This is a genomic window from Paenibacillus piri, from assembly GCF_004354045.1.
Classification (GTDB): domain Bacteria; phylum Bacillota; class Bacilli; order Paenibacillales; family NBRC-103111; genus Paenibacillus_S; species Paenibacillus_S piri.
Window position 1 is genome coordinate 728655 of record NZ_SMRT01000002.1, and the last position, 17700, is coordinate 746354.

A 17700-nucleotide genomic window follows, 5' to 3' on the forward strand; every position below is an offset into this window, starting at 1 on the left:
GCATGTATCAGGTGCTGGTTGTAGACGATGAGGCCTGGATGTGTGAAGCGATGGCCAAAATCATCCATAAGGTGCGTCCGAGCTTCCGCGTCGTAAGCACCGCGGATAACGGGCTGCATGGGCTGTCGGCGATTCGGGATCGGCAGGTCGATGTGGTGTTTGCAGACATTTGCATGCCGGGGCTCGATGGGCTTGACATGGTCCGGCAAATGCGGGAGGAGGGTTGGAGCCTGCCGGTTGTCATGATCTCGGGCCATCATGAGTTTGACTATGCCAAAACGGCGATCCGTTACGGTGTATATGATTATTTGCTCAAGCCGGTGGACCGTAATGAAATTGCGGAAGTATTGGAAAGACTCGAGCGAAAGCTGGCTGAGCAATCCGCAGTGTCGGTCGAGATTTGCCCGGAAGAATCGTTCAAGGAAACGGAGCTTCGCCGGGGGGATCAGATCGTAAACATGATGCGGGAGAAAGCGCGGCTCAGGTATATGGACGATTTATCCATATCCGTCATTTCGGATCAAACAGGCTTCAATCCATCTTATTTGAGCCGTATTTTTAAGCAGGAGTCGGGAAAAGGCTATGTGCAATACGTAACGGAAATTCGTCTGCAGGTCGCCCGGCAGCTGCTCATCAGCCGCCAGGAGCTGCAAGTATCCGAAATCGCCAGACAAGTCGGCTATTGGGACGACAAGCATTTCAGCAAGCAGTTCAAACGCGAGATCGGCATGACGCCTAGCGAATACCGGCGATCCCATGCCCGCGAAGAAGGTTTGGCAGACTGGGCGGAGTAAGAAATCGACACCTGAAAGTAATAAACCGCTCCTTTAGCCTCTAATTGTTAGCGGTTACAATGATGTCACAGCCTGTGGTATGATGTGCAAGCATCTTGTAGCTGCGGCTGATGGCGAAATTAATTAGAGGGGGAGTATGGTAATGAAGCTCAAACGAAGAACGATATCCGCCATAACGGCCGCGACATTCGCAGCTTCCGTATTGGCCGGCTGCAGCGGCTCAGGCGGCGACGGCGGCGGTAAATCGAAAGGCGATGCGGGAGGCGCAAGCCAGCAGCCGGGTAAGGAAGTGGTACTCCGGGTGTGGGGCCCGCATGATTTTATGAAGGGCGATGAAAGTCCCGGTCAGCAAATGGTCAAAATTTTTAACGAAAAATATAAAGGCAGCATCCGCGTCGAGATGAAATATATGCCATGGGCGGAATACAATACCGCGATCCAGGCGGCCGTAACGTCCAATGATTTGCCGGATATTTTTAATTTGCCGCAAAATATCGACTTCCAGCAGGTCGTAGCCTCCAAATGGATTCGGCCGCTTGACGGATTGGTATCGGATGCGTGGAAAAAGCAGTTCTATGACGGCGCGTTCGCCGAGGGCGTAAACGTGATCGGGGGCAAAACGTATACGTGGCCGATCTTCGGTCCGCAGCTTAATCAACTGCTTTATTACAATAAGGATGTGCTGAAAAATGCCGGGCTCGATCCGGAAAAGCCGCCGAAAACTTGGGATGAACTGAGAAGCATGGCGAAGACGGTGACGGAAAAAGGCAAAGGCGACATTTTCGGAGCGGTATTCGCCATGGCTGAAAACGGTTATGCAACGAACACCGTAACCGGATTCGCGGCCGGTATCAACAACCTCGAAGCCAGCATCAACGGCTTCAACTATAAAACCGGCGCCTACACATATGGTTCGAAGGCGATATCCGATTCGGTCAAATTTATTCTCGACTTGAAGAAGGACGGCAGCATTTTGCCTTCGGCGTACAACTTGAAGCATCCGGAGGCGGGAGCGCTGTTCGGACAAGGAAAAGCGGCCTTCCTGTTCGACGGGCGTTGGAGAATGTGGTTGATCAAGCGGGATACGCCGGATGCAAAATTCGGAATGGCCCCGCTGCCGACGCCAACCGGCGAGCCGATGATTATGCATCATACATTAGCGACCAATTCGGGCTTCATGGTTAACGATAAGACGAAATACCCCGAGGCCGTAGGCAAATTTATCGAAGAAGGGTTGGCCTCCGACCTGTTCTACGAGCGGTTTATGAAAAGCGGCGTTGCGCTGTCCCCGATCGAGAAGCTGAACGCGGATAAATCCAAATATCCGTATCCGGAGTACGAGACGTTCGCCAAGCTTCATCAAGATTTGCTGCGGCTTCGTCCGGACCCGCTGGTGCGCAACCCGGAAGTCGTAAAAGTGCTTGTCGAAATCGGCGGAATGGGTCAGCCGAAAATTAAACCGAGCTTCAATGAAATATTGCAGGCCATCATTACCGGAGCGGAGAAAGACCCTGACGCGGCTCTGAAGCAGTACAACGAAAAGATGACCAAAGGCTTCAAGGACGGTTTGGATAAGATGAAGCAGAGCGGCGTCAAAGTCGAGCCCGGCGATTTCAGCTTCTCCAATTGGGACCCGAAAAAGGATTACACCGCAAAGGACTATGAAGCGGTAAAAAAATGACAGGAGCAAAAATGATGGCGGATCAACTGAATGTAATTGTTTTCTTCACCGACCAGCAGCGATGGGATACGACCGGCGTTCATGGCAATCCGCTTGGCTTGACCCCGCATTTTGACCGGATGGCCCGGAACGGGACTCATTTGTACAACACCTTTACGTGCCAGCCGGTGTGCGGACCCGCCAGATCGTGTCTGCAGACCGGACTGTATGCAACGGCCAGCGGCTGTTACCGCAACAGCATCCCGCTGCCCAGGCAGACCCGGACGCTTGCTCATTATTTCAAGGATGCCGGATATACGACCGGCTATATCGGCAAGTGGCATTTAGCCGGACACGAGCCTGTGCCGCAGGAGGAGAGAGGCGGGTATGAAGAATGGCTGGCAGCCAATCTTCTGGAATTTTCATCCGACGCGTATGACACGGTTTTGTACGATAACGACAATCGGGAAGTGAAGCTGCCCGGATACCGGGTAGATGCGCAAACCGATGCGGCTATCCGCTATATCGACCAACATCAGGCCGAGCCGTTTTTCTTGTTCTTATCCTATCTGGAGCCGCATCATCAAAATCATACGGACAATTATCCGACGCCCGACGGCTATGAGGAGATGTATGCGGGCAGATGGACGCCGCCCGATCTGCAGGCGCTGGGCGGCACCTCGCCGCAGCATCTGGGCGGCTATTACGGGATGGTGAAACGTCTGGATGAGGCATTAGGGCGGCTGCTGGATACGTTGAAAAGCTTGCGGCTGCAGGAGCGCACCCTCGTCTTGTTCACGTCCGATCACGGATGCCACTTCAAGACGCGGAACGGCGAATATAAGCGGTCCTGCCATGAAAGCTCGATTCGGATTCCGGCGGCTCTGTTAGGGCCCGGTCGGCTGAACGGCGGGCAAATCCGCCAGTTGGTCAGCCTAATCGACCTGCCGCCCACTCTGCTCGATGCTGCAGGCATTCCGGTGCCGGAGTTGATGCAGGGAAGATCCGTTATGCCGCTCATCCGGCGGGAGAAGATGGAATGGCCGTCTGATGTGTTCGTCCAAATCAGCGAATCCCAGGTAGCCCGGGCGATCCGTACAGAGCGATGGAAATACAGCGTACATGCGCCGGATCGCGACGGTTGGGCCGATGCGGGCTCCGATCGCTACGAGGAGCAGTGCTTATACGACCTGGCTGCCGATCCTTACGAGCTGACTAATCTGGCAGGGATGGACAGCTACCGAAGCGTCTCCGACGATTTACGGGAACGATTAATGAAGCGTATGTCGGAAGCCGGCGAATCCGCCGTCATTATAGAACCGGCTGCTTCGAGACCCGGAGGACAGCGCTGCGTATCGATTGAAGAGCGGCGGGCCGATGTTTCGGCAGGTCCGATTCAACGGTGCTAGCTAGTCCGCTACGGCTTATGCGATGGATACTGCATGACACTATAATCCCTGCAGAAGCAGGGATTATGTGCTTCTGTCGGCTCATGCATGAAAGTGAGCCGCACGGAAGGAGGACGCCGCCGCGTCAACGGAATTATATGTCGGCTTAGGCTCAACTCGTGCATCAGCTTCCGTGAGCGCCAATCTGACGGGGAAAATATGAACGCATTTGGAGGGTATATGAAACGACCGAATATAATCATATTTTATTGCGATGATCTTGGATACGGGGATTTAGGCTGCTACGGTTCAGATGTCGTCCGAACTCCGCATGTGGACCGGCTTGCGGATGATGGCATACGGTTTACGAATTGGTACAGCAATTCTCCCGTCTGTTCTCCCTCCCGCGCATCGCTGTTGACAGGGAAATATCCGGCGAGGGCGGGCATTAGTCATATATTGGGGGGAAAACGGGGAACGGCCGGACTTCCGCTTGAGCAGCCTACGCTGGCAAAAGCGTTTAAAGAAAATGGCTACCGAACCGCGCTATTCGGCAAATGGCATCTGGGCGCATCGGCCGAGCACGGTCCGAACGCTCACGGATTTGACGAGTTTTTCGGTTTTCGGGCAGGCTGTATCGACTATTACTCGCATATTTTTTATTGGGAACAAGCGGCGGGGGTCAACCCGGTGCATGATCTGTGGCATAACGAGACGGAGGTATGGGAAAACGGTCAGTACATGACCGAACTGATCACTGGCAAATCGGTCGATTATATTGAGGCGTTGCCCGACGAACAGCCGTTTTTTCTATATGTGGCCTACAATGCCCCGCACTACCCGATGCATGCTCCAAAGCAATATGAAGCAAGATACCCGGAGTTGCCGTGGGACCGCAAATTGATGGCAGCGATGATCTCGGCTGTCGACGATGGAGTCGGCGATATCGTTGGAACGCTGAAACGGAAAGGTATTTATGAAAATACGATCATTTTCTTTTCCAGCGATAACGGTCCGTCTACAGAATCGCGCAACTGGCTGGACGGAACGGAGGATTTGTACTACGGCGGCAGCGCGGGCCGATTCCGCGGTCATAAAGCCAGCTTGTTCGACGGCGGCATCCGCGAACCTGCCATTCTTTGTTATCCTTCAGGCTTCGCCGGGGGACAAGTTCAGGACGAAGTGTGCGCCATGATGGATCTGTTTCCAACTTTATTAGAGTTATCCGGCATTTCTTCAGAGCCCTTTGAACCGGACGGAAAAAGTCTGTGCAGCACAATTCGCGAGGCGGCTCCAAGTCCTCACCGGCAGCTCTTTTGGGAATACGGCGATCAATTGGCTGTGCGCGAAGGAAGGTGGAAGCTCGTCATTAACGGCAAGCTGGACTTCAATCGGAAAGCGGCCGACACGCTGCATCTTTCCGACATGGAACGGGATCAGGGGGAGCGATTTAATGTGGCTGGTCAATATCCGGAACTTGTACAAAGGCTCGAGGAAGATGCACAGGGCTGGTATCAATCGCTGCTGAAGGAGGGGGGAAACCGATGAAAGCGATCATCCTTTTGTTCGATTCGCTGAACAGGCATATGCTCCCTCCATATGGCTGCGACTGGATTCATGCGCCGAACTTTGCAAGATTGGCTCAAAATAGCGTTACTTTCGACAACAATTGGGTCGGAAGCATGCCGTGCATGCCGGCCAGACGAGATATGCTCACAGGGCGATACAATTTTTTGCACCGAAGCTGGGGGCCGCTGGAGCCGTTCGACGACTCATTGCCGGCGCTCCTCAAACAGCAAGGCGTATACTCTCATCTGGTAAGTGATCATTACCATTATTGGGAGCCGGGCGGAGCGACGTATCACAGCCAATACACTACATGGGAATTCGTCCGCGGCCAGGAAGGCGATCCTTGGAAGGGCGAAGTAGCGGACCCGGATATTCCCGAGCATGTCGGCAGCTATGACGGCTATCGGGCCCAGCTGTTCCGTCAAGATTGGATCAACCGCAAATATATGGCGAAAGAGGAGCTTCATCCCCAATCCGAAACGTTCGCGAAAGGCATCGAATTTATCCGGACTAACCGGAACGAGGATCGATGGCTGCTGCAAATCGAAGCGTTCGATCCGCATGAGCCGTTCTTCACGCATCAAGCCTATAAGGACTTGTATCCGCATGCGTATTCCGGTAAACATTTCGATTGGCCCAACTATCAGCGCGTGCAGGAAACAAGCGAGGAAGTGGAGCATTGCAGGCTCGAGTACGCTGCCCTGCTCAGCATGTGCGATTCTTACCTCGGTCATGTGCTGGACATCATGGACGAGTATGAGCTGTGGCATGATACGATGCTCATCGTTACGACGGATCATGGGCTGCTACTGGGCGAGCATGATTGGTGGGCCAAAAACATGATGCCGTTTTACAATGAAATCGCGCAAACGCCTTTATTCTTATGGGATCCGCGGGAAGGACGAAAAAATGACAGATGCGGCGCGCTCACGCAGCTGATCGACCTGGCGCCGACTCTGCTGGAGTTTTTCGGATGTCCTGTGCCGGCCGATATGCTGGGGGTATCTTGGACGGAAGCGATGCGATCCGATAAGCCGCTCCGTAAGGCCGTCCTGTTCGGCATTCACGGTGGGCATGTAAACTGCACCGATGGCAGGCATGTCTATATGCGCGCCCCGGTTCGATCGGATAATACGCCGCTGTACAACTATACGTTAATGCCCGCACATATGGCGAACATGTTTGCGGTTGCGGAGCTGCAGAAACTGGAACTGGCTGAGCCGTTCTCCTTTACGAAAGGCATTCGAACATTAAAAATTCCGGCGGCTTCTTATATACGGACCCACGAATACGGGAACTTATTGTATGACCTGTCAACTGATCCGCAGCAAGAGCATCCTTACCGCGATGATGCCGTCGAGAGGCAGATGATGGATTATATAGAGCTGCTCATGAAGGAGCATGATGCTCCTCCGGAGCAATACGAAAGATTGGGACTGCGGCAGGAAGGAAACGGGCGTAGCGGCAAAAATTAAACAGAATTATATGAATGGAAAAACCGTGAGCGAAAAACCGCGTTTGACGCGGTTTTTCTTCTGTTTCAAGAAGGCTCGCGGAGAAGTGCGGAAGACGAAAAATAAACCGGGTGAATGGCTATATCAGTAGTATGAAATACAGCGGTTAACGCTGGCAATTGGTTGACGAAAAGTATCGATTATGCGCTTTGCAATATTTTCTCCTCCAAATTAGCGCGGATCATGCGGATTCTTTGCTTGACATAAAAATCGTACGCCGCTCCTTTAAGATCGCGCAGAGAGAGCTGCAGCTCAGTGTGGTTATCGATGATGACCATCGAACCGTTATCGAAAAATTTAAACGTTAAATCAAGCCAATATGAATCGGCAGCATCCAAAATTTTTTCAATCTGACTTTCGGACATGAACTCGCTGTTCGCTATCATCAAATTTTTGTAATAATCGCGTTCAATAAATCTGGCATTCATAACCTTCATTGTCTGCACCCCTCTCATAAATAGGAACATTTGTTCTATAAATCTATTATAGCAAACATTTGTTCGCAGTCAACCTTTTTATTGGAATTTTCTCTCAATTTAATAGATTTCGCAATGGCTGCCTGCAATAAATGCCGCTGGCATTATTGAAGCAAACTTGCTATTCTGAGAATGTTGTTCGGAGCACGTTATACCATATGGGAGGGAAGTCAGTTGAAAGAAGTCATTCTAGGCATGGAAGCGGAAATAACCGAGCTGCCCTACGAAATTAAAATTGATCGCATGTTCTATTATTTATTGAAGGATGAGGAGTCCTATCGGCTCGTGTCCAGAGCTTGTCCGCACGCAGGCGCATTGATTGAGGCGGAGGATGGGGAGCTGGTCTGTTATATGCATGGCTGGTGCTTTGATGCGCATACGGGGGATTGTTTGAATATACCCGGCAAACGTTTGGATGCTTACGGTGTCATTGCCCGGGAAGGCCAATTGATCGCGCAGTTTCAAGATTGATTGGGAGCGCTTTCCAATAGATCGCAATACATAAGGATAAACAAACGGGGGAAGCCAATTGGGGACAAATTCCATTGCGAGTGAAATGCCGGGCGAGCGGAGCCGGCGTCTGTCGAAAGGGTTAATTTTGTTTATGGCAACAGCCTGCGGGATGACCGTAGCTAACTTATACTATAACCAGCCGCTTCTGGCGGATATCGGGCGCACATTTGACGTAACGGCGAAGCAGGTGGGCATCATCTCGATGCTGACCCAGATCGGATATGCGGCGGGGCTGTTTCTGTTCGTGCCTTTAGGCGATATGAGAGAGAAGCGGCAGCTGCTGTGCACGCTGCTCATAGCAGTCGCCGCTTCGCTGGCCGGCGTAGCGACCGCGCAAAACTTGCTATGGATCAGCGTCGCAAGCCTGCTGGTCGGCATTACGACGGTCATCCCGCAAATGATGATCCCGCTTGCCGCGCAGCTTGCGCCGCCTGCCGAACGGGGCAAAGTGATCGGCACGGTCATGAGCGGACTGCTCATCGGTATTTTATTAGCGAGGACCGTCTCCGGGATCGTCGGCGGAACATGGGGCTGGCGCACCATGTTCGGGATCGCGGCGGGAATGATGATAATCCTGGCGGTAATTGTAAGAAACTTTTTGCCAAAAAGCTTTCCGCAGTCGCAGTTGAACTACAAGGAGCTGGTCCTGTCCATCGGGAAGCTGATCAGGGAGCAGAGAACGCTGCGCGAAGCTTCGATGATCGCGGCGATGCTGTTCGGAAGCTTCAGTGTGTTCTGGACCACGCTTGTATTTTATATTGAAGGAGAGCCGTACCGTTACGGCAGTGAAATTGCCGGATTGTTCGGCTTGATCGGGGTGGCGGGCGCGCTTGCGGCTCCGCTTTCCGGCAGACTGTCGGACCGGTTTGACGGCAAAACGATTATAGGCTTCGCTATCGTTATCGCGCTGCTCTCGTTCGTCTGCTTCGGGCTGTTCGGCAATCATCTGTGGGGTCTGATTCTCGGCGTATTCCTGCTTGATTTAGGTGTTCAAGGAGGGCAAATTGCCAACCAGTCGCGAATTTACAGTCTCGTTCCCGAGGCGCGAAGCCGCTTGAACACCGTTTATATGGTATCCACCTTCCTGTTCGGTTCGATAGGTTCGGCGCTGGGCAGCTTGGCTTGGAGCTTATGGGGCTGGAACGGCGTATGCGCAGTCGGCGGGAGCATGACCGTGATCGCATTGCTGATTTGGGGCTGGCATCGGATCGGCGAACGGAGGCTGCGGAGTACATCGAATTCAATCGGCAAATAGTGCCATTGTGCACTGGCGCATCCTATCGTTAGGGTGTGCCGTTTTTGTGTCCGATATCAAGCAGAATGAACCCGAACAAGGCTCTACATCGATCCCATCACAGGTATCGCGCAACTATCCTTGGTTGACTTTTAATAAACAAACATATACTATGTCTATAGTAATATAAACGTATTAAGGATGTGTTTGCATCATGGAAGTATCGGATCGTTTTTGGAGCGCGTCTCTTGAGGAATTGAAAAGCGGCTATCAACGTGAAGGGGACCATTGGTTCTGTTTGCTTTGCGGCAAAAGCTTCGAACAAGGAATTATTTATTCGGATGAAGGCACGCTTTACGAGGCCGAAAGATTTGTGCGCGTACACATCGAACGGGCTCACCGGTCCGTATTTGAATATTTGATCCATCTGGATAAAAAACTGACAGGACTTACCGACCATCAAAATAGTTTGCTGCGCCTGTTTTTTCAAGGGAAAAGCGATGCCGAAGTACAGAAGGAGCTCGGAATCGGCAGTGCTTCGACCATCAGAAATCATCGCTTTGCCTTGAAGGAAAAAGAACGCCAGGCGAAAGTATATTTGGCCATGATGGAGCTGTTGAAGGAAAAGGACAGCCATGCCCCGGCCTTCCTTGATATCCATAAGTCGGCGACGATGGTCGATGAGCGTTATAATGTGACGCGGGAAGAAAAGGAGCAAATATTGAATAAATATTTTCCCGAAGGAACGGATGGCCCGCTTAAAGCTTTTTCCAGAAGGGAGAAGCATAAGCTGGTCGTGCTCCGTGAGATCGTCAAAAGATTCAACCCCGGGCAAGTTTACGATGAAAAAGAAATCAATCAAATTTTAGGCGGCGTATATTCGGATTTCGTCACACTGCGGAGATATTTAATCGATTACGGATTTATGGACCGCAAGGCGGACGGCAGCGAATATTGGCTGAAAGCATAATCAATTTCGGAGAAGGAGAAGATAGGCATGAATCGCAGAAAAGAGCTGGTGCAGCAATATAAGGAGATCAAAACCGAAGCCGGCGTTTTTCAAATCAGAAATACGGTCAATAACAAAGTCTTTATCGGCAGCACAAAAAACCTGAAAACGTTAAACGGCAAAACATTTGCGTTGAAGGCAGGCACCCACCTGAACCGTCAGCTGCAAAACGAATGGAACGAATACGGCGCCGATGCGTTTGTCATTGAAACGTTGGAAGTGCTCGCCCGCAAAGAAACCGGCTATTTCGACGAAAAGGATGCGCTCAAAAAGCTGGAGGACAAATGGCTTCAACAAGTGCAACCGTACGGGATGCGCGGATACAACTAAATGGCATAAACAATTAATGAGATTAAATAATAGAAAACCGGGATATGACAAATGGAAGAAAACCTGCGGACGAGCGCGGGTTTTTCGTTTGTATACGGACAGCGATCGAGTCGCCGCATTAAATAATTGTAAACATTGTTGTAGTCATGCTGCCAATTACGATCTATAATGTTACTGTTCGATTACATAAGTATAAGGCAGGCGTTGCACTTGATCATTTACATCATCTATGCGATAAGCGTTATTAATCAGATGATCGTTGCCGGAACGAAACCGGTTGTATCACTGTACGCATCCAAGCTCGGAGCGACGCCGCTCGAAATTGGCATTATCGTTGCTATATTCGCTTTCTTGCCCGCTTTTCTGGCGATTCATATCGGAAAATGGATCGATCGTTACGGAATCCGCAGACTCGTATCCTTGGGCGGGATCGGCCTGCTGATCGCGTTGATCGCGCCTGTGGCGTACCCTCATTTTCTCACGTTCGTATTTTCCCAAGGAATGATGGGTGTCGCGTTTACCTTTCAAGTGGTGGCCATGCAAAAAAGAATCGGCACGACGGATAACATTGAGAAGCGAATCGCGACCTTCAGTCTTGCCGGATCGCTTGGCGCGATGGTCGGCCCGGCGATGAGCACTTTTTTGTACGAGCATTACGATTTCCGGTTCTCGTACATGATAAATGCCGTTTTTTGCTTCATTGCCATCGTTATCGTGCATTTGGTCACGCGGAGCTCCTGGGAAATCGCCAAGGGGGACGACGCCGCAGCCGACGGACCGGCGGACAGCTCCAACGGAGGCAGCATTTGGAATATGTTGAGGCAGCGGGATTTACGCAACGCGGTAATCATCAGCGGACTCATGCTGTCGAACCGCGAAATATTTGCGGCTTATTTTCCATTGCTGGGGGAGAAAATGAATTTGAGCCCTTCGATGATCGGCATTATATTGTCGATTATGGGCGCCGCATCGATGATTATCCGGATGACGCAGCCTTACCTGGTGCGGCGTTTCGGCAGAATGAACGTACTTACCTGGGCGCTGTATATAAGCGGAGCTATTTATATTATGACGCCCTCCATTCCGCTCGCTGTCGTACTGACCGTACTGATCGCTATTCTTGGAGCCGGACTTGGGCTCGGACAACCGCTCAGCCTGTCCTACACGATTCAGGTAAGTCCGCTTGAACGGCGGGGAGAGGTGCTTGGGCTGCGCATTACGTTCAACAGGGCTTCGCAATTTATCGTTCCGCTCGTTTTCGGGTCGATCGGCGGGGTGGCAGGTATAACCGCGATTTTTTGGGCAAGCGGCCTGCTGCTGCTGTTAGGCGGGTGGATGACCCGAAGCAAGCCGGTCGGATACAATAAAATCGAAGGGAGCTCTTAAGACGACGGTGAATGTTACGGAAACTTTCCCGGATATTGAAGCCGGGCATTGGCATGAACCGGATTCGGGCAGAGCTCCCGTTCGGAAGCCCGGTTGTCGCGGTCGGCGGTAGCGCTGTATCCGTATGGACTTGCAAATTGAAGTCTAATAACCAGAGAAGAGGGACGAAATGATCGCTCAAGCCGTCATTATCCAGGATCGCAAAGTGTTGATGGTACAGCAATATGTGCAGAGAGGGGACATCGTCTGGAATTATCCCGGCGGCGGTATCGAACCTTCCGAATCGCCCGAGCAGGCGTGCATCAGGGAGGTTAAGGAAGAGACCGGCTATGACGTCAGGCTGATTGAGCTGCTTCACCTGCATAACGATAAATACACCTTCAGCGCCGAGATTGTGGGCGGCGAGCTGTTTGTAGACAAGAGCCAGGAGCATAATCAGGATATTGTGGAAGCCGCCTGGATCGGTCTGCATGATACGGACAAGTTCGACGCTTATACAAGACCTTTTCTTGAAACGATGAGGCTCATATAATTCAAGCGTGACGGATTAACAGATGCTTGTCAAAAGATGAAATGGAATGCGGGGAGGTATATAATACAAGTACACACTATTTTTAAATTTTCATATTGAGGTGACGATTTGAAGAAGCTTTTTGCCCAAACTTTATTGGTCGGTCTAACGGCGGCAGCCTTGACAGCATGCACTTCCGCCAAAGAAACTGCGCACACAGGACATGCGGCGGCGGAGCATGCACAAGGCGATTTGCAGGAGAAAACCGCCTCGCTGCAGGAGCTTCCGCAATTTCTGAAAAATCAGCGCGAGGAGATCCGTCTTGTGTATCAAATAGCCGGCACTCATGCCAAGCTGCTGCAGCATATCCCTTGTTATTGCGGCTGCGGGGAAAGCGTCGGCCATCAAAGCAACAAAAATTGTTTCATCAAGGAAATCAATCAGGACGGGTCCGTCGTATGGGATGATCATGGAACGAGATGCGGCGTATGTCTTAATATCGCAGTCGAATCGGCCAGATTGAACAAGGACGGGCTATCGGATAAAGAGATTCGGGATTACATCGACGGTAAATATAAAAGCGGCTTCGCCAAACCGACACCTACGCCGATGCCTGTGTAACGCTGAATCAGGGGGACGTCTATGAAAATCCGGATCATCGGTTCCTGCGGCAGCGGAAAGTCCAGCGCGGCCATGATGCTTTCGATGCGCTACGGAATCCCTTTCTACGAAATGGACAACCTAGTATGGGATAGAACTTTTCCCGAAAACCGCAGACGTCCCGAAGCCGAGCGAAATGCCATGTTACTGGAAATCATGAATAAAGACGCATGGATTATCGAAGGGGTTCACTCCGCGTGGGGACTCGAGAGCTTTGCTATGGCCGATCTCATCTTTATTTTGCATCCGCATGTGTTGGTTAGGGATTACCGGATTCTGCGGAGGTTTTTCCGCAGCCGGACCGGCATCGAGCCTTGGAATTACAAGCAGTCGGTCCGGAATCTATGGAAGATGATCGTCAAATGGAATCATGGATTCGATCTTGCCGATACGCTGGAGCTTACAAGCGAGCATAGCGCAAAACGATACATCGTACGAAGCAGGGAAGACATGGACGTCCATATTCGCAGTCGTTTCGGAAACGTAACGGCCGCAAAGTCCGTATAAGTGATCATGTTCGGTTAAGCCGGCGCTTCATTTGAAAAATGATTAAAGAAAAGGTGACCCATCCGTATGAGCTGGATAGACAAGCTGACCGGGCTGACCTGGGAAGACATTGAGCTGTTATTGTTCCGGTTTGAGGCGCTTGGCCCTGTGCCGGGTGTTTTGGCGACGTTCATCGAATCGATCGTGCCTATACTGCCGTTAATTGCGATCATTGTCGCCAACGTGAATGCATACGGAATTTGGGAAGGCGCCTTGCTCTCATGGATCGGTGTTGTAGCCGGAGCTTTCTGCGTTTTTTTGTTTTTCCGGAAATTCGGCAGCCGCTTTCGCAGTTTCGTCGAACGTAAATATCCGCGATCGCAAAAATTTATCGTTTGGGTCGAGCAGCACGGCTTTACCCCGATATTCGTGCTCGCCTGCTTTCCGTTTACGCCGTCCGCTTTCGTGAACATTGTAGCGGGCGTTTCCAAGCTGCCGGCCAAAGTGTTTTTAATTGCAACCGCGCTCGGCAAAGCCATCATGATCCTGATGGTTGCTGTCGCCGGACATGATCTGGGCAACCTGCTCAATCAGCCTTGGAAAATGGCCGCAATCGGCATCCTGCTTGTATTGATCTGGTTTATGGGACGGAAACTTGAATCGCGATACACCCGATAGCTCTATAGGGATGAAGGACTCGATTGCGCCGCCGCGGCGCGAATTCGGGTCTTTTTAGTATGTGTTAGGGGACTCCGAGTCCGAAGCTTGTAAAAATGCCGATCGCTTGGAGACGCGATGCAACGGGCCTGAGAAGGCTGTCGATTAAACGGGGATAAGGCTTGGAGGATGGCTCAGGGCGAGTTATGCTATCGGGGACTCAACCTTGCAACCGTTCTCATTTTGAGAATGAAACGATGTCTTTTTCCTATTTTTTATCTCGCGGCGAGTGGAATAAAATGGATGAAAGGGTGCAGCAAATTAAAGGAGGATGGTTTAATGCCGGAAAGCTTTTGGGATTCATATGTAGGCCAGCTTCGTCAGGCTGTGGGGCATCGCAAATTGATCATACCGTCGATTCGCGCCTTAATTTTGAACGACTTGGGGCAGCTGTTGTTTATTAAGCGACGGGGCAGCCGTCAATGGGCGCTGCCGGCGGGAGGGATCGAGCTGGACGAATCGATTTACGATTGTCTGCAGCGCGAGGTGAGGGAAGAAACCGGACTCGAGGTACATCAGGCGACATTCATCGCCTTATACTCTGGGCCGAAGCATTCGGTCGTCAATAGTTATGGCGACGCGTATCAAGGCTGTGAGTTTTTATTCCGGGTGGACCGCTGGTCCGGCACTATTGCGCAATCGACCGACGAGACGGTGGACGCCGCCTTTTTTTCGCTCAATGCACTGCCGCAGATCGAACCGGGCTATTGGCGTGAACATCAGCAGGAGGTGTTAGGACATTTTAGAGCGTTTCAGGGAACTCCTTTTATTGATTAGGTGCTGGAAATGCCGAAAGACCGCCTGGGCAGCGAACGCTTATTAGGCTCCATTGAGTAAAATAGAGGAAAAGGTCCCTGACGGCACGAATGATACATGTAAACTGAGGAAGCAATCACTTGAATCGGATTGGGAAAGGATGTTGGGATGAAGAACGTTAAGGTCGCTTATTCGCTTATTTACAACGAGGATGATCGGAAAATATTGGTAGTGTACAACCAAGATTCGAACCGCTGGTCTTTGCCTGGAGGGGCGGTTGAACAAGGAGAAACCTTGGAGCAGGCGGTCATCAGGGAGACGTATGAAGAAACAGGACTTACGGTAGCTATCGAACATATTGCAGGTATACGGGAATGTTTTTTCGAGAAGCAGCAGGAGCATGTGTTGTTTATTATTTTCCGGACCGAAATTACCGGGGGCACTATTCACATTCAGTATCCGGACGAAATTTCCGAGATTTGTTGGGTCAGCCCGGACGAAGTCGTCAGCCTGATGCCCTATTATGAGGGCCAGCTTGAGGCGATGCTGCATGCTTCATCGGTGTATACTTTTGAAGGAAATAGATAGATAGGCAACGGATCGACAATATGCAGGAGCATTAAGCGGTCCAAGCTGAATTTTTACCGGTGTTTTTTGAAGTGGAGGCGAGCTATTGAAAGAGCTGGAGCAAATTATCGAGCGCTATGAGCGGGAGCATTATTTAAGCGGGTCTATGCTGATTACCAGACACAATAAAGTATTGTATGAAAAATCATTTGGCATGGCCAGCATGCAGCTTCATGTGCCCAATACGAAGCATACCAAATTTCATATCGCATCCGTAACGAAGATGTTTATCGCCGCAGCCATTTTAAAATATAATGAACAAGGTTTATTGAAGCTGCACGATCATCCGGGTCAATATGTGGATGAGCTGAAAGAAATCGATTCGGGTATCACGATTCACCATTTGTTGAGCCATACATCCGGTCTTTCCGATATTTATGCAGTCCCCCATGTTCGCTTTGAAATAAGCAGGCTGAAGCTGGAGAACGGTCTGTTTCTTCCCTATTTGGCAGGACTGAAGCAGCTGTACAAGCCGGGAGTGAAATGGCATTACAGCAGCACCGGGTATATTATGATGGGATACATATTGGAGAAAATATCCGGATTAACCTTTGAAGAAACATTAAGCCGGCTATTTTTTCAGCCTTTGGGGATGAAGCACACAGGCGTGGACAATCCGATCAAGATCAATCCCGGACGAGCCTATGGACATACGTTGGAGGACGGCGTCTATATTCACGCGGATCATGACAAGCTGGCGGCTGTCGACGCCCCCGGAGAGCTTTATTCTACGGTCGGGGACTTAAATCTGTGGTGCGATTCCTTATTGGACGGAAAAGTATTATCGCAGCAATCAATGAAAAGTATGTTAACGCCTTATGCAGTTACAGATTTTGACCCATCGCTTCGATATGGCTACGGATGGTTTATAGGCAGCGGATTTCGGCTGATCGGCGGCGGCACCCATGGCTTTAAATCGGAGATTTGGCAGTTTCCGGAGCAGCGGCTGAACGTCATTATGCTATGGAATTATGAAAAAGCGAATTCGCATAACCTGTTTCGAGCTATCCGGCATTTGATTGTCAAATTTTGAAGAATTGAGAGAATGGAGGATGAGCATGTTTTTCGTTAATGCCAGAGCGATAATTGAACGGCAATTGAACGATGATACCGAAATAGTCATCCAGACGAGAAATAAACCGAATGAGCCGCTGAAGCTGGAGCTGCCCGGGGGAAGAATCGAGCCTTACGAGCCATTGACACAGGCATTAAGGAGAGAAGTAATGGAAGAGACGGGGCTCGAGCTTACGGAAATCGAAGGCGAGCAGACAAGAGTGGACACATCCGACATCAGTCCAGAATTCGCGGTCGAATGTTTGAAGCCGTTTGCCGCTTATCAAACCGTTCACGGGCCCATCGATTCCGTAGGCTATTATTTCCGCTGCAAAGCGGAGGGCGAGCTTGTCCGCAAAGGCGATGAAACTTCGGATATCCGATGGATCGGTGTAAAGGAGCTTTCGGTTATGATGGTGCGCGATCCTTTGCAATTTTCAAATGTTGATCGGGCGGGGATTAAGTTTTATTTAAAGCAGATCGACAACGGGTAATCATATAATTTCATTTTCGGGGGGCGGGTTAGGATGTATTCTTATCGAGATGCGAAAAAGAAGGATTTTACAGCAATCGCGGCATTCCCGGTTAATAAGCAGGAGTCATTCTACATGTTTCCAAAAGGCTCATTTCCGTTGGACCCGGAACAGCTGTTTGCAGTTTCGCAAACGAGGAAGCTTCCTACTGTCATCGAACGGTCCGGCGAGCTTGCAGGCTACAGCTGCCTGTACGATGTCCAGGAGGGGGAGTGCTGCTGGCTTGGGAATGTCATTATCAATCCGGTATACCGGGGCCAGGGGGCGGCCGCTTATTTAATCGAAACGATGACGAATCGAGCCGCGAGCGAGCTAGGGATGAAGGAGCTTCTGTTAGTTTGCCATAACACGAATACGAAAGCTCTATTCCTCTATGATAAAATGGGATTCAAGCCGTATGACATCAAGCAGGCCCAGGATCATGACGGCAATCAGCTTGTCGGGATCAAAATGCGCAAACCTCTATAGCCTGGCAGCGGGCTTA

Annotated in this window: 20 protein-coding genes; 19 read left to right on the top strand and 1 reads right to left on the bottom strand. The window is 50.9% G+C overall.

Translation table 11 applies throughout. The features are described 5' to 3' along the window. Positions 1 to 2 precede the first annotated feature (2 nt). From E1757_RS08110 to E1757_RS08130, 5 genes are all read left to right on the top strand, one after another. Positions 3 to 794, top strand: a complete 792-nt coding sequence (locus E1757_RS08110) for a response regulator transcription factor (protein WP_133226480.1) — start codon at positions 3 to 5, stop codon at positions 792 to 794. Between the two features lie 142 nt (positions 795 to 936). After that, positions 937 to 2475, top strand: coding sequence for an ABC transporter substrate-binding protein (locus tag E1757_RS08115; RefSeq protein WP_165972001.1), 1539 nt, complete (start codon positions 937 to 939; stop codon positions 2473 to 2475). Further along, positions 2472 to 3863, top strand: a complete 1392-nt coding sequence (locus E1757_RS08120) for a sulfatase family protein (RefSeq protein ID WP_246079072.1) — start codon at positions 2472 to 2474, stop codon at positions 3861 to 3863. Before E1757_RS08115 ends, E1757_RS08120 begins: the two co-directional genes overlap by 4 nt. A 219-nt stretch (positions 3864 to 4082) precedes the next feature. Continuing rightward, positions 4083 to 5390 carry a sulfatase-like hydrolase/transferase gene (locus E1757_RS08125; RefSeq protein WP_133226486.1) on the top strand — a complete coding sequence of 436 codons (1308 nt, stop codon included), beginning with the start codon at positions 4083 to 4085 and terminating at the stop codon, positions 5388 to 5390. Next, entirely contained in the window at positions 5387 to 6886 is a 1500-nt protein-coding gene (locus E1757_RS08130; protein ID WP_133226488.1) for a sulfatase, read from the top strand. The genes E1757_RS08125 and E1757_RS08130 overlap by 4 nt, the downstream gene beginning before the upstream one ends. A gap of 179 nt (positions 6887 to 7065) precedes the next feature. Here the strand turns inward: E1757_RS08130 and E1757_RS08135 are convergent, their stop codons facing one another. Next, complete coding sequence (locus E1757_RS08135; RefSeq protein WP_246079073.1) at positions 7066 to 7362, bottom strand: hypothetical protein; 297 nt, start codon at positions 7360 to 7362, stop codon at positions 7066 to 7068. 213 nt (positions 7363 to 7575) lie between these two features. Here E1757_RS08135 and E1757_RS08140 point away from each other — a divergent pair, with 213 nt between their 5' ends. The 14 genes from E1757_RS08140 (at position 7576) to E1757_RS08205 (ending at position 17684) form a co-directional block, all read left to right on the top strand. Then, positions 7576 to 7872: a Rieske (2Fe-2S) protein gene (locus E1757_RS08140; protein ID WP_133226490.1), complete on the top strand. Its 297-nt coding sequence runs from the start codon at positions 7576 to 7578 to the stop codon at positions 7870 to 7872. A gap of 58 nt (positions 7873 to 7930) precedes the next feature. Next, on the top strand, positions 7931 to 9169 hold the full coding sequence (locus E1757_RS08145) for an MFS transporter (RefSeq protein WP_246079074.1): 1239 nt from the start codon (positions 7931 to 7933) through the stop codon (positions 9167 to 9169). A gap of 193 nt (positions 9170 to 9362) precedes the next feature. Continuing rightward, the gene (locus E1757_RS08150; RefSeq protein WP_133226492.1) at positions 9363 to 10118 is read left to right on the top strand and encodes a DUF2087 domain-containing protein; all 756 of its coding nucleotides are present in this window, start codon (positions 9363 to 9365) and stop codon (positions 10116 to 10118) included. Between the two features lie 27 nt (positions 10119 to 10145). Beyond that, entirely contained in the window at positions 10146 to 10487 is a 342-nt protein-coding gene (locus E1757_RS08155) for a GIY-YIG nuclease family protein (protein ID WP_133226494.1), read from the top strand. Positions 10488 to 10697: 210 nt separating this feature from the next. Further along, on the top strand, positions 10698 to 11873 hold the full coding sequence (locus E1757_RS08160) for an MFS transporter (protein WP_165972002.1): 1176 nt from the start codon (positions 10698 to 10700) through the stop codon (positions 11871 to 11873). A gap of 169 nt (positions 11874 to 12042) precedes the next feature. Next, positions 12043 to 12405: an NUDIX hydrolase gene (locus tag E1757_RS08165; protein ID WP_133226498.1), complete on the top strand. Its 363-nt coding sequence runs from the start codon at positions 12043 to 12045 to the stop codon at positions 12403 to 12405. A gap of 108 nt (positions 12406 to 12513) precedes the next feature. Next, on the top strand, positions 12514 to 13005 hold the full coding sequence (locus E1757_RS08170) for a PCYCGC motif-containing (lipo)protein (RefSeq protein WP_281282481.1): 492 nt from the start codon (positions 12514 to 12516) through the stop codon (positions 13003 to 13005). A gap of 21 nt (positions 13006 to 13026) precedes the next feature. Next, positions 13027 to 13551, top strand: coding sequence for a P-loop NTPase family protein (locus E1757_RS08175; protein ID WP_133226500.1), 525 nt, complete (start codon positions 13027 to 13029; stop codon positions 13549 to 13551). A 66-nt stretch (positions 13552 to 13617) separates the two neighbouring features. After that, complete coding sequence (locus E1757_RS08180; RefSeq protein ID WP_133226502.1) at positions 13618 to 14208, top strand: TVP38/TMEM64 family protein; 591 nt, start codon at positions 13618 to 13620, stop codon at positions 14206 to 14208. Between the two features lie 318 nt (positions 14209 to 14526). After that, positions 14527 to 15024 (top strand): NUDIX domain-containing protein, encoded by a 498-nt coding sequence (locus E1757_RS08185; protein WP_165972003.1) that lies wholly within the window; start codon positions 14527 to 14529, stop codon positions 15022 to 15024. A 147-nt stretch (positions 15025 to 15171) separates the two neighbouring features. After that, positions 15172 to 15591: an NUDIX hydrolase gene (locus E1757_RS08190; RefSeq protein ID WP_133226506.1), complete on the top strand. Its 420-nt coding sequence runs from the start codon at positions 15172 to 15174 to the stop codon at positions 15589 to 15591. Between the two features lie 85 nt (positions 15592 to 15676). Beyond that, on the top strand, positions 15677 to 16663 hold the full coding sequence (locus tag E1757_RS08195; protein WP_246079075.1) for a serine hydrolase domain-containing protein: 987 nt from the start codon (positions 15677 to 15679) through the stop codon (positions 16661 to 16663). 25 nt (positions 16664 to 16688) lie between these two features. Beyond that, complete coding sequence (locus E1757_RS08200; RefSeq protein WP_133226508.1) at positions 16689 to 17177, top strand: NUDIX hydrolase; 489 nt, start codon at positions 16689 to 16691, stop codon at positions 17175 to 17177. A gap of 33 nt (positions 17178 to 17210) precedes the next feature. Further along, on the top strand, positions 17211 to 17684 hold the full coding sequence (locus E1757_RS08205) for a GNAT family N-acetyltransferase (protein WP_133226510.1): 474 nt from the start codon (positions 17211 to 17213) through the stop codon (positions 17682 to 17684). Positions 17685 to 17700: the final 16 nt, after the last annotated feature.

Bases quoted from the DNA above. Each gene is read 5' to 3' on its own strand.
- E1757_RS08185 (WP_165972003.1), top strand. From the start codon at position 14,527: ATGCCGGAAAGCTTTTGGGATTCATATGTAGGCCAGCTTCGTCAGGCT.
- E1757_RS08120 (WP_246079072.1), top strand. From the start codon at position 2,472: ATGACAGGAGCAAAAATGATGGCGGATCAACTGAATGTAATTGTTTTC.
- E1757_RS08155 (WP_133226494.1), top strand. From the start codon at position 10,146: ATGAATCGCAGAAAAGAGCTGGTGCAGCAATATAAGGAGATCAAAACC.
- E1757_RS08125 (WP_133226486.1), top strand. From the start codon at position 4,083: ATGAAACGACCGAATATAATCATATTTTATTGCGATGATCTTGGATAC.
- E1757_RS08110 (WP_133226480.1), top strand. From the start codon at position 3: ATGTATCAGGTGCTGGTTGTAGACGATGAGGCCTGGATGTGTGAAGCG.
- E1757_RS08190 (WP_133226506.1), top strand. From the start codon at position 15,172: ATGAAGAACGTTAAGGTCGCTTATTCGCTTATTTACAACGAGGATGAT.
- E1757_RS08180 (WP_133226502.1), top strand. From the start codon at position 13,618: ATGAGCTGGATAGACAAGCTGACCGGGCTGACCTGGGAAGACATTGAG.
- E1757_RS08130 (WP_133226488.1), top strand. From the start codon at position 5,387: ATGAAAGCGATCATCCTTTTGTTCGATTCGCTGAACAGGCATATGCTC.
- E1757_RS08115 (WP_165972001.1), top strand. From the start codon at position 937: ATGAAGCTCAAACGAAGAACGATATCCGCCATAACGGCCGCGACATTC.
- E1757_RS08200 (WP_133226508.1), top strand. From the start codon at position 16,689: ATGTTTTTCGTTAATGCCAGAGCGATAATTGAACGGCAATTGAACGAT.
- E1757_RS08150 (WP_133226492.1), top strand. From the start codon at position 9,363: ATGGAAGTATCGGATCGTTTTTGGAGCGCGTCTCTTGAGGAATTGAAA.
- E1757_RS08175 (WP_133226500.1), top strand. From the start codon at position 13,027: ATGAAAATCCGGATCATCGGTTCCTGCGGCAGCGGAAAGTCCAGCGCG.
- E1757_RS08135 (WP_246079073.1), bottom strand. From the start codon at position 7,362: ATGAAGGTTATGAATGCCAGATTTATTGAACGCGATTATTACAAAAAT.
- E1757_RS08205 (WP_133226510.1), top strand. From the start codon at position 17,211: ATGTATTCTTATCGAGATGCGAAAAAGAAGGATTTTACAGCAATCGCG.
- E1757_RS08165 (WP_133226498.1), top strand. From the start codon at position 12,043: ATGATCGCTCAAGCCGTCATTATCCAGGATCGCAAAGTGTTGATGGTA.